This is a genomic window from Desulfobacter sp. (assembly GCF_050177295.1).
On the sequence record NZ_JBFXHE010000002.1, the window covers coordinates 55,048 to 65,983 of the forward strand.

12 protein-coding genes and 1 tRNA gene are annotated in these 10,936 nt (G+C 48.4%); 11 read left to right on the plus strand and 2 right to left on the minus strand.

Going from position 1 to position 10,936, the window contains the following annotated elements; genetic code table 11:
* Position 1: 1 nt before the first annotated feature.
* Both AB7U36_RS00520 and AB7U36_RS00525 read left to right on the plus strand, forming a co-directional pair.
* Entirely contained in the window at positions 2–820 is an 819-nt protein-coding gene (locus tag AB7U36_RS00520) for an SDR family NAD(P)-dependent oxidoreductase (RefSeq protein ID WP_428157841.1), read from the plus strand.
* A 16-nt stretch (positions 821–836) separates the two neighbouring features.
* A complete protein-coding gene (locus tag AB7U36_RS00525; protein ID WP_428157842.1) occupies positions 837–1,748 on the plus strand; it encodes a LysR substrate-binding domain-containing protein in 912 nt (303 codons plus the stop codon).
* Positions 1,749–1,899: 151 nt separating this feature from the next.
* Here the strand turns inward: AB7U36_RS00525 and AB7U36_RS00530 are convergent, their stop codons facing one another.
* Complete coding sequence (locus AB7U36_RS00530; RefSeq protein ID WP_428157843.1) at positions 1,900–2,472, minus strand: YkgJ family cysteine cluster protein; 573 nt, start codon at positions 2,470–2,472, stop codon at positions 1,900–1,902.
* Between the two features lie 22 nt (positions 2,473–2,494).
* Positions 2,495–3,583 (minus strand): deoxyguanosinetriphosphate triphosphohydrolase, encoded by a 1,089-nt coding sequence (locus AB7U36_RS00535; RefSeq protein ID WP_428157844.1) that lies wholly within the window; start codon positions 3,581–3,583, stop codon positions 2,495–2,497.
* Between the two features lie 76 nt (positions 3,584–3,659).
* Here AB7U36_RS00535 and AB7U36_RS00540 point away from each other — a divergent pair, with 76 nt between their 5' ends.
* The 9 genes from AB7U36_RS00540 to nusA form a co-directional block, all read left to right on the plus strand.
* The gene (locus AB7U36_RS00540; protein ID WP_428157845.1) at positions 3,660–4,214 is read left to right on the plus strand and encodes a nucleoside deaminase; all 555 of its coding nucleotides are present in this window, start codon (positions 3,660–3,662) and stop codon (positions 4,212–4,214) included.
* Positions 4,215–4,290: 76 nt separating this feature from the next.
* Positions 4,291–4,836, plus strand: a complete 546-nt coding sequence (gene infC, locus AB7U36_RS00545; RefSeq protein WP_428157846.1) for a translation initiation factor IF-3 — start codon at positions 4,291–4,293, stop codon at positions 4,834–4,836.
* Between the two features lie 132 nt (positions 4,837–4,968).
* Entirely contained in the window at positions 4,969–5,166 is a 198-nt protein-coding gene (gene rpmI / locus AB7U36_RS00550; protein ID WP_004071481.1) for a 50S ribosomal protein L35, read from the plus strand.
* Between the two features lie 120 nt (positions 5,167–5,286).
* A complete protein-coding gene (gene rplT, locus AB7U36_RS00555) occupies positions 5,287–5,640 on the plus strand; it encodes a 50S ribosomal protein L20 (RefSeq protein ID WP_428157847.1) in 354 nt (117 codons plus the stop codon).
* 20 nt (positions 5,641–5,660) lie between these two features.
* Positions 5,661–6,668: a phenylalanine--tRNA ligase subunit alpha gene (gene pheS, locus AB7U36_RS00560; protein WP_428157848.1), complete on the plus strand. Its 1,008-nt coding sequence runs from the start codon at positions 5,661–5,663 to the stop codon at positions 6,666–6,668.
* Positions 6,669–6,670: 2 nt separating this feature from the next.
* Positions 6,671–9,127: a phenylalanine--tRNA ligase subunit beta gene (gene pheT / locus AB7U36_RS00565; RefSeq protein ID WP_428157849.1), complete on the plus strand. Its 2,457-nt coding sequence runs from the start codon at positions 6,671–6,673 to the stop codon at positions 9,125–9,127.
* 111 nt (positions 9,128–9,238) lie between these two features.
* Positions 9,239–9,314: transfer RNA gene (locus AB7U36_RS00570), tRNA-Gly, on the plus strand.
* An 88-nt stretch (positions 9,315–9,402) separates the two neighbouring features.
* Positions 9,403–9,951: a ribosome maturation factor RimP gene (gene rimP / locus AB7U36_RS00575; protein ID WP_428157850.1), complete on the plus strand. Its 549-nt coding sequence runs from the start codon at positions 9,403–9,405 to the stop codon at positions 9,949–9,951.
* Positions 9,952–9,969: 18 nt separating this feature from the next.
* A partial coding sequence (gene nusA / locus AB7U36_RS00580; RefSeq protein ID WP_428157851.1) for a transcription termination factor NusA occupies positions 9,970–10,936 on the plus strand: 967 nt, incomplete at its 3' end.

Sequence of the window (10,936 nt, forward strand, 5' to 3'; positions counted from 1 at the left end):
CATGGAAATTAAGGGAAAGGTGGCCCTGGTTCTCGGGGCGGTCAAGGGAATAGGCAAAGGCATTGGGCTGGACCTTGCCCGGCAGGGGGCATGTCTGGTCCTTACCCGCTATGACTGGCCGGATGCCTTCTGTGATATGGAAGCAGAATTTGAGAAGACAGGGGCCCGGCACCACATAATAAATGCAGATTTGCGCAAAACCGCTGATATATCCGGTCTGGCAGAATTTATAAAAGACCGGTATGGACGCCTGGACATCCTGGTGAACAATATTGAACGCGGCGGATGGCCTACGGTTCACGGGGTCTATGTTGAAGAACAGTGGGATCTGGAGATTGAAACCACACTTAAGGCCAAACGCTGGGTTTTTGAAGCGGTGTTTCCGTTGCTTAAGGCCAGCGACGAAGCCGTTGTCATTAATATATCTTCTGTTGCGGCCATAACCGGAAGATCCGGCCCCGCTGCCCTGGTTTTCAACGAGGGGTATTCAGCCGCCAACCGGGGGGTTCGTGTGCTTACCGAAACATGGGCCCGGATGGGGGCGCCTTTTGTGCGGGTGAACGAATTGATGCTGGGAATATTTGAAACCCGCCATGCCCAGGGGACCCGTGGGTGGCGGGAGGTGCTGACGGATGCGGAAAAACAGTCCCTGATAGACCATACCCTGGCAGGGCGGACCGGCCGGATTTGTGATGTTGTCAAAGCGGTTAATTTTATTATCAGGGATGCCCCATATATGACCGGTGCCACCCTGCGTATAGACGGTGGGTTTGCCCTGGGCGGAGCCCCTGTGCCGGCGATACCCCGGGGCATTGTTTGAGTATTTATGTGGAGGTATGCGATTGACATTAAGGCAACTTGAGTTATTTCTTGCGCTTGTGAAGACACCCCTTTTAAGTCAGGTGGCCAAGGATTTCGGTCTGACCCAGTCGGCGGTATCCATGGCCATAAAATCCCTTGAAGAAACCTTAGGAAAATTATTGTTCGACCGCATCCACAAAAGGCTGGTGGTCAATGAAAACGGGCGCTATTTTTTCAGGATGGTGGAACCCCTTGTTTTTGGCCTGCGGGAAAGCGAGTCCATGTTCAGGGATCAGGATCTGGTGGGGGATATCAAAGTGGGTGCCAGTTCATCCATTGCCAACTATATCCTGCCCCAGATTATTTATGAGTTTGCAGAACTGTATGAAGGGGTCCGTGTGGAAAAAATAACCGGCAATACTATAGAGATCGGCAAGCTTATTGAAGATGGTGTCGTGGATATCGGTTTTGTTGAGGCAGACTACAACAGCATTGAGATCGAGCGGGAGGTGCTTGGCCTTGATGAGCTTTATGTGGTGACAGGTGATCCGGACCTTGTTCGCAACGAAGATTACCGTATAGACGAGCTTTTGTCAAAACGCTGGATTTTCCGGGAGGAGGGATCCGGTACCCGGGATGTCTTTCTTTATCATATAGAAAAGTACAAAAAACGGTTTAAACCCTTCCTGGAAGTGGGCCATACAGAAGCTGTGAAATCGGTGCTTAGAAACAAGGGGGCGGTAAGTTGCCTGTCCAGAATTTCGGTAATGAACGAGCTTCTGTCCGGGCAGTTGTTTCGTCTCAAAATCAAAGATTTTAAATTTTCCCGTTCCTTTTACACCATCTGGCATAAGGATAAATATTTCTCATCGGTTCTTCAGGAATTTATTCATTATACAAAAGAGCGTTACAAGGCTGTATATGAAAACCAGGTCCACGCCCACTAACATGGTGTTTGAATGATAAGTCACCCACTTGCGGCGTTGCAGAAAAATTTGTAATCCTCACAACCTTCCAGGTTGCTCCGGTTACAAATTTTCCTGCGCCTTGCATCTGGGTAACTTTTCGTCCAAACACGGTAGGCAATCCAGTTTTGGTTTATGGTGTCAGAAGAATCTGGGCAATGGGTTTTTTTATTTTTCCGGTTTTACCTGTCAGCTGCCTGAAATTCATTTCTATAACAGCCATCTGCTTATAAAACGGGGTCCGGTCAAAAGGAATATATGTACGGCTGTCAAATTTTCCGGCACCACAACCCGGTCCTTTTATTACATTAAATCCGGGTTTGTGAAGCTCATGGGGCAGTCCGTGCAACCGGCAGATCATCGGACGAAAGTAGTAAAGGCTGCATCTGTCCGTTTTGAGCAGGGGGCAGGGGATTTTTTGGGATACCGGCTGGGCCGGGTTTTCCGCAGTTTCAGAAAAGGTTTGACGACAATAATCCCGGCTAAGCGTTAACACATGCTTCTGGTCTATGCGGGGCAATGTCTGTAATCCGAATTGCAGAAAAGATGCTTCTGCATGGGTGTGGTGAAAAAAAAGAGACAGGCAGCAGTTGTCTTCACAGCCGTTGCACTGAAATCCATATCGTGCTGCAACCTGATTCCATGCGTTATCCATATCATGGTAAAGCTGGATCAGGGGTGAAAAATGTTCCGGGATATGTGTCATGGCAGTCGTTGGCGGGCGCTTTTTAAACCAGTGGGTTGGGGAAAAACAGACGCGCGTACAGTTTAAGTGCGTACCGGTCTGTCATGGAAGCAATGACATCACACACCGAGCGGTTCAGTGTATTTTTTGCTGAATCCCATGGTGCCATTTCCATTTTTTCCAGTTCTTTTTGCATCTCTTCAGGATTTTCCATGAAATAGTTGTAAAGACCGATAATTACTTTTTTGGCCTTTACAAATTCGCCGTGAACAGCCGGGGAACGGTACACCTTTTCAAAGAGAAATTTTCTCAGGACCGTCATGGCTTCCATGGTGTCTTCAGCCATGTTTAAGATGAACTCTCCATTTTTGGGACCGCTGTTGTAAACCAGTTGCTCCATCATTGTAGATGCCCGGGCAGAGTGGGTTGTGCCAAGCTTTCGGATGCAGATGTCCGGCACCTCATCCATGGAGACCACCTTGCCCCGCAGCGCATCATCAAGATCATGGTTCAGATAGGCAATGATGTCAGCCACGCGCACGATCCGCCCTTCAATGGTGGACGCGGTTTCACCGGGCGTGGCTGGAATAATATTGCCGAATCCCTTGGAATGTTTAAGAATACCGTCTCTGACCTGTTTGGTGAGGTTCAGGCCTTTTCCTTTGTTCTCCAATACATCCACCACCCTTAAGCTTTGGTCGGAATGGGTAAAACGGGAGGAGTGTATCTGGATCAGGGCAGTCTCTCCGGCATGGCCAAAAGGTGTATGTCCTAAATCATGACCAAGGGCAACTGCTTCGGCAAGGTCCTCGTTCAGGCGCATGGCCCGGGCAATATTCCTTGCAGTTTCAGAAACCTCAAGAGTATGGGTGAGCCGGGTCCGGTAATGGTCCCCCAGGGGTGATAAAAAAACCTGGGTTTTGTATTTCAAGCGCCTGAACGCATTGGAGTATACAATTCGGTCCCGGTCCAGCTGAAAGGGGGTCCTGATATTGCCGGGGGCAACGTCAGGGCGCCTGCGTTCAGCGCTGGTACTGGGGGTGCCGTATCTTGACAGGAAATTGTGCTCCCGCTGCTGGAAGATTTCCCGGATACTGGGATGTTGCTCTGTTTTTGTTAATATTGTATTCATCAAAACTAATGTTGAATTAAAATAAAAAACAAATTAAGTACAGCATTTAATAAAAAAATCAAGAAAAGGAGTATTTTTGGATTACGCGTTTTTTATGGAGCAGGCCCTTGAACAGGCCCGTAACGCCTTTGATCATGGGCAGTTTCCTGTTGGGTGTGTAATTGTCCAGGACGACCGGGTGATTGCCTCTGGTGCCAGGACCGGCACGGCCGGGGATCTATCCTTTTTCAGTGAAGTTGACCACGCAGAGATGCGTGCACTCAAGGCCCTTGAATCATCGAAGATCAGATTCACCCCGGAACGGGCTGTGCTGTTCTCCACTATGGAGCCTTGTCTGATGTGTTTTTCCGCGATCCTTCTGGCCGGTATCCGAACCGTTGTCTTTGCCTATGAGGATGTGATGGGAGGGGGAACAGGACTGGACAGGCAGCATCTTTCTCCCTTATACAGGGATGCACAGATCACCGTGGTTGCCCATGTTCTACGTAAAAAAAGCCTTGATCTTTTTTATAATTTCTTTAATAACGATGCTAATTTATACTGGAAAGACAGCCTTCTGGAATCATATACGCTTGATCAATGGAATAAGTCGAAGGCAATAACTCAAGGGCGTAATTCAGCAACAAAATAAATAATTCTTGCTATGTATGCCCAAGGTATATATAATCCATAGGTTATGCTTGTTATATTGACATGATTATAATTTTGTGCTGCGGCGGGAGGTTAAAATATCTACTAAGCGAGTGAAGCAGGATCAGACAAGAGTGAATAAGGGGATCAGAGCCACTGAGGTACGGGTTATCGGTTCTGATGGTGAACAGATAGGTGTTGTACCCATTGCTGAGGCCTTGCGTATTGCCCAAAGCGATGAGTTGGATCTGGTTGAAGTGTCTCCGGACGCCAAACCCCCTGTCTGTAAAATAATGGATCATGGAAAGTATAAGTACGAGCTGACTAAGAAGAAACAGGAAGCCAAAAGGAAGCAGAAAAGTGTTCAGATCAAGGAGATCAAGGTCCGGCCCAAAACAGACGACCATGATCTTGCAACCAAGGCCCGGCACATAGAAAAATTTATTTCCAATGGTGATAAGGTAAAAATAACACTGGTTTTCAGGGGGCGTGAGTTTATGCTCAAAGAGCAGGCCAACACCATTCTGGAAAAAATAGTGGACATTACCAAAGACTTTGCCCAGGTGGAACAGCTTCCCAAGTTTGAAGGGCGGGTCATTATCATGCTGCTTGGCCCGAAATAATCATAGGTTATCTGTTCCAGCTTTTTTTTGTGGAGGCCTTTCGGTGTCAAAGGGATGCTTATCAGGGGTGGTATATTGCATATACACCGCCTTTAGTTTTTATAATAGTTTGAACTTTCAGGAGATTGAGTTATGCCAAAAATCAAGACATGCCGTGCGGCTGCCAAGCGGTTTGAAAAAACCGGGTCAGGCAAATACAAATTCCGCAAATCCCATGCCAGCCACATTTTGACCAAAAAAACCACCAAGCGGAAAAGAAGTCTGCGTCAGCCCCAGATTGTTGCCGGGTCTGATATGAAAGAAGTCCGCCGGATGCTGCCTTACGGCTGATTCGTGTGAACACTGGGTTTTCGTTTAGGCACTAATTGAGCCTGACATCGTTTTTTAATATTGAAATGGAAGCCGGCCAGTCTGCCGGCTGGCTGATGGTTTATAAGGAGTGTAGAAGAGATGAGAGTTAAAAGAGGATTCAAAGCAAGGCGCCGCCGCAATAAGGTGCTCAAACTGGCAAAAGGCTTCACGGGTGGAAGAAGCAAGCTCTACAGAACCGCTGCAGATGCGGTGGACAAAGCGTTGATGTATGCCTACAGAGACCGCCGGGCAAGAAAAAGAGATTTCAGGAAATTATGGATTGTACGTATCAACGCCGGTGCACGGATGAATGAGCTGTCCTATTCCCGGTTCATTAACGGGTTGAAACTTGCCGGCAGTGAACTGGACAGAAAAGTTCTGGCAGATCTGGCAGTATCGGATCCCGCCGGATTCTCCCAGCTTGCTTCCCAGGCGTCTGCCAAATTGAACTAAAGCGTATTTTCGGGGGAACCTTGCAAAATAATCTCCAAGACATAGAAAAACAGGCCCTGGAAGAAATCAGCACAGCAGATTCAAAGGAAACCCTTGAGTCGGTTTCCATTCATTTTCTGGGCCGCAAGGGGGTACTCACCGCTTTTTTGCGTAATATCCCATCCCTTCCGGTGGGTGAACGCCCTGATGCAGGGAAAAACGGTAATCTACTCAAGGGAAAGCTTGAAAAAGCGATAAGTCAGGCCCAGTCTAAACTGGAAGCCGGTGCAGCAGGAGGTGCTGAAGGCATTGACATCACCCTGCCCGGTCGTATGGTGAAAAAAGGAGCCCTGCATCCCATTACCCAGGTGATTGACGAGATCTGCGGTATTTTTTTGCGTCTGGGGTTTGACATTGCCGAAGGTCCGGAAGTCGAGACTGATTATTATAACTTCGAGGCTTTGAATATCCCCAAATATCATCCGGCCAGGGACATGCAGGATACATTCTATGTGTCTGAAAATATTGTTTTGAGAACCCATACATCAGGTTCCCAGCCTCGGGTGATGGAAAAAAACGAGCCGCCTGTGCGCATTATTTCCCCGGGCAAGGTGTTCCGCTGTGACTCGGATTTGACCCATACCCCTATGTTTCATCAGGTGGAAGGCCTGATGGTGGACAAAAATGTTTCCTTTGGGGATCTTAAAGGGGTGCTGACCACTTTTGTTCAGCAGTTTTTTGATAAGGATACGTCGTTGCGGTTCAGGCCCAGTTTCTTCCCTTTTACCGAACCCAGTGCCGAAGTCGATATCTGTTGTGTCATGTGCAAGGGCAAAGGCTGCAGGGTATGTTCGAAGACCGGGTGGATTGAAATTCTAGGTGCCGGTATGGTTCACCCGGCTGTGTTTGAAAATGTCGGTTATGATACCCAAAAGTATACGGGGTTTGCCTTTGGCCTTGGTATGGAGCGGGTTGCCATGCTCAAGTACGGAATTGATGATATCAGAAAATATTTTGAAAACGATGTGCGTTTTCTAGGGCAGTTCTAATTATGAAAGTCAGTTTAAGCTGGTTGCGTGAATACATCCCCATTGATCTTGATCCCAAGGATTTATCCGACAGGCTGACCATGGCCGGTCTTGAAGTGGATGGGGTGGAAAGGCGTTATGATTACCTGGACAATGTGATCGTGGCCCAGGTTGTACAGGCAAGACAGCATCCCGGTGCTGACAAGCTTACCTGCTGTACCGTGGATATTGGAAAAGGAGAGCTTTCTCCCATTGTCTGCGGCGCACCCAATGTCAGGGAAGGCATGTATGTCGCCTGTGCCCTGCCGGGTGCTGTGCTGCCCGGTGATTTAAAAATCAAGAAAAGCAAGCTGCGGGGCGAACCGTCCCATGGCATGCTGTGTTCGGCTGCTGAACTGATGCTTGCTGATGATGCATCCGGCATTATGGATCTTGACGGCGAACTTGTTACCGGGACCCCCCTTGAATCCGCCTTGAAACTGACGGATGCTGTCCTTGAGATTGATCTGACGCCCAACCGTCCTGACTGCCTGAGTCTTATCGGGGTGGCCCGGGAAATCGGGGCGTTTACCGAACCCCGAAATAAGGTAACCCTGCCGGACGTGACATTCCCGGAAACCAAAACGGATGCCCGGGATATCCACGATTTTGTCTCTGTCCAGATTGAAGATCCTCAATTGTGTCCAAGATATACCGCAGGCATGCTGTTTGACGTCAAGGTCGGCCCGTCTCCGCTCTGGTTAAGACAGCGCCTTGAGGCTGTTGGACTCTCTTGTGTCAATAATGTAGTGGATATCACCAATTTTGTCATGATGGAAACCGGACAGCCGTTGCATGCCTTTGATTATGACAATATTGCCAAAAGCAAAATCATCGTCAGAACAGCCGGAAAACCCGGCGATGCACCGCTTGAGTTTACAACCCTTGATTCGAAAGTCCACAAGCTGGATCCCGAAATGCTCATGATCTGTGACGGGGAAAAGCCTGTGGGTATTGCCGGTATCATGGGCGGCGAGAATTCTGAAATTACGGATGCGACCACCCGGGTGTTAGTGGAAAGTGCCTATTTTAATCCCGTGTCCATCCGGCGTACCGGCAAAAAGACGGGGATTGCCTCGGATGCCTCCCATCGGTTTGAGCGCGGTGTGGATCCCTTGGGCACCATGTTTGCCCTGAAACGGGCTGTTTCATTAATGGCTCAGTTCTGTTCGGCTACCATTGCCAAAGGAATTATTGATGAGAACCCCGTCAAAACCCGGCCTGTTATCATTGATTTGAGCCCCAAAGCGTTGAATGTGCGGTTAGGGACCTCTTTTTCCGCAGATGAGATGGCAAAAATTCTGGAGTCTGTGGACTTTTGCGTAGATAAAAAAGCGGACAAAGAGGAAGACGGGCTTCTGCAGGTTCATGTCCCCTCCTTCAGGGTTGATGTGGCCCGGCCCGAGGATCTTTCCGAGGAAGTGGCCCGGTTGTGGGGATATAATAAAATTGAAACCAGCTATCCTCTGATAACAGCCAAAGGACGGCCTCTGGCCGACCGGCTGGTGCTGCGCGGTAAAATCCGCCAGGCCATGACCGGGTTTGGATTTTGTGAGGCCATCAATTACAATTTTATCCGCAAGGATGCCTGTGCGCGTATGGGCATTGAAGATCCGGACAAAAGAACCCGGATGGTCGAAATTTTAAATCCCATTTCCGACCAGATGGCCGTTCTCAGGACATCCATTGTGCCCGGATTGCTGGAAGCCATGGCCAGGAACACATCCAAACAGGTGGATACGCTTCAGTTGTTTGAAATCGGAAAAATCTTTTTTGATATGACACCGGGCGAGCAGCCCGAGGAAGTCGAGGTGATCGGAGGGCTGATTACCGGATACCGCTGGGACCAGACCTGGTATTCCAAAAAGGAAGCCGTGGATTTCTTTGATCTTAAGGGTGTTGTGCAGGGTTTGCTGGCGTCCTTTCAGATTGCCGGTGTTATTTATGAAAGAACCGGAACCTGTCCCTATTTTGAGCCGGGGTATGGTGCCAGGGTGGTGAAAGACGGTCTGGTCCTTGGTACGCTTGGCAAAATCGCATCAGGTGTGGGCGCGGCCTTTGGTTTGAAGCAGGATGCTTATCTTTTTGACCTGGACATGGGTAGTCTTGAAAAAGTGCTTCCCCGGGCTATCCAGGCGGTTGGACTGCCCAGATTCCCTTCAATTTCCAGGGACATGACCGTTATTGTGTCAAAGCGTGTTGAGGTTGGTGCCATGATGGATGCCATTTCCGCCTTTGCCCAAAAACAGGGTCTGATCGAAGACTATTTCCTTTTTGATGTGTTTGAAGGCCAGAATATTGGTAAAGATAAAAAGTCCCTGTCATTCAGGATTATTTACCGCTCTGGGTCAAAAACCCTGACAGAAAACAGTATTAAAAAGATTCATGAGCAGCTGTCCCAAAAGATTATTAATGATTTTCAGGCTGACCTGCCCGGATAATTTTTAAACGGTTGCCATTGACCCCGGGAAAATCGGTGTTAGATGGAAAAAGGGCGGTTATTAAGGGTATTGACAAATTTAATATGCCCTGTTATAAAAGGCTGCTAAAATGCGGGCATAACTCAGTTGGTAGAGTGCAAGCTTCCCAAGCTTGATGTCGCGAGTTCGAGCCTCGTTGCCCGCTCCAAAATAATTTGGTATTGGCTGGTAGATTTGTTCCATTTGTTTAGGGAAAAGATATGATCTGAACCTGATATTTTGGTGAGGATTTTTAAGTGTTTTACTATCGGGAACGGGCTCTGCCCGTTTTTGTATTTGTGGAAAAAGGACGACGGTTGCTGCAGGATATGGCATTTATAAACATCAAAGAACCCGGTGGCGTTGAACAACAGATTCAGGCTGTGGCCGAGCCCCTGATTGATTCTTTGGGGCTGGAACTTGTTCATATTGAATGTGTTGTCCATAACCGGCAGAAATTTGTCCGGATTTATATGGACAAATCCAAAGGGGTTGGCCTAGATGACTGCGTAGCTGTCAGCCGGGAACTTGGGGATCTGATCGATATCCATATTGAAGATATCGGCCCTTACCGCCTGGAAGTATCATCCCCCGGTCCACGCCGCCCTTTGAAGAAAAAGGAGGACTTTATCAGATTCCAGGGTGAACGTGTCAAAATTGAAACCCATGAAGCCATGGAGGGAAGAAAAAAGTTCACCGGGATTCTCGAGAAAACAAATGATGATTCTGTGACGATTGCAGTTGACGGCAGGTCCTTTGATATTTTGGGAACCAATATCATGAGAGCAATCCTTGCAGGTCAGTAAGAATGGAGAACATTTAACATGGTTATTACAGATATAAAAAGGGTAATTGATCAGGTAAGCCGGGAAAAGGGTATTGATGCGGAAATCCTTATTCATACCTTGAAAGAGGCCATCGTTTCTGCCGCCAGAAAAAAGATCGGCCCAAGGGCGGACATCGAAGTCCATTATGATGAAAAAAGCGGAGATGTCGAAGTTTTCCATTTTAAAGAAGTTGTTGAAGATGTCGAATATTCGGACAGCGAGTTGACTCTGGAGGAAGGGCTTGAATTTGATCCAGGATGTGAAATCGGGGACTCTTTGGGAATTCGAATTGACACCGAAGAGTTTGGCCGCATTGCAGCCCAGTCCGCCAAGCAGGTGATCATACAGAAAATGCGGGAAGCAGAGCGTAATGCCGTGTATGAGAATTTCATCCATAAAAAAGGTAAAATAATCAACGGCATTGTCCAGCGGTTTGACCGGGGCGCCATCATTGTTAATCTGGGCCAGGCCGAGGCTGTACTGCGGCCAAGGGAGCAGATGCCCAAGGAAAGCTATAAACGGGGGGACCGGATCCGCGCCTTTGTCCTTGATGTGCTGGAAGAATCCAAAGGTGCCCAGATTGTTTTATCCCGAACCCATCCGGAATTTTTGGTTGAACTGTTTAAAACCGAGGTGCCGGAGGTGGCCGAAGGCATTGTTTCCATCCGGGCTGCAGCGCGGGTGCCCGGCGTAAGGGCAAAAATTGCTGTTTCCTCCATTGATTCCGATGTGGACCCTGTAGGCGCCTGTGTGGGGGTTAAGGGCAACCGGGTTCAGAATATTGTTCAGGAACTGCGGGGCGAGAAAATCGATATTGTTCAGTGGAGCCCGGACATTGCAAGATTTGTCTGCAATGCCCTGTCCCCGGCTGAAATCGCAAGGGTTATTATTGATGAAGACAATCAGTCCATGGAGGTGATTGTCAATGCTGAGTATCTCTCCATTGCCATCGGTAAGGGCGGTC

What these genes read in the sequence shown, in the direction of transcription:
- rpmI (WP_004071481.1), top strand. Translation starts at nt 4,969, where the DNA reads ATGCCAAAAATCAAGACATGCCGTGCGGCTGCCAAGCGGTTTGAAAAA.
- AB7U36_RS00525 (WP_428157842.1), top strand. Translation starts at nt 837, where the DNA reads ATGCGATTGACATTAAGGCAACTTGAGTTATTTCTTGCGCTTGTGAAG.
- AB7U36_RS00535 (WP_428157844.1), bottom strand. Translation starts at nt 3,583, where the DNA reads ATGAATACAATATTAACAAAAACAGAGCAACATCCCAGTATCCGGGAA.
- AB7U36_RS00530 (WP_428157843.1), bottom strand. Translation starts at nt 2,472, where the DNA reads ATGACACATATCCCGGAACATTTTTCACCCCTGATCCAGCTTTACCAT.
- rplT (WP_428157847.1), top strand. Translation starts at nt 5,287, where the DNA reads ATGAGAGTTAAAAGAGGATTCAAAGCAAGGCGCCGCCGCAATAAGGTG.
- AB7U36_RS00520 (WP_428157841.1), top strand. Translation starts at nt 2, where the DNA reads ATGGAAATTAAGGGAAAGGTGGCCCTGGTTCTCGGGGCGGTCAAGGGA.
- pheT (WP_428157849.1), top strand. Translation starts at nt 6,671, where the DNA reads ATGAAAGTCAGTTTAAGCTGGTTGCGTGAATACATCCCCATTGATCTT.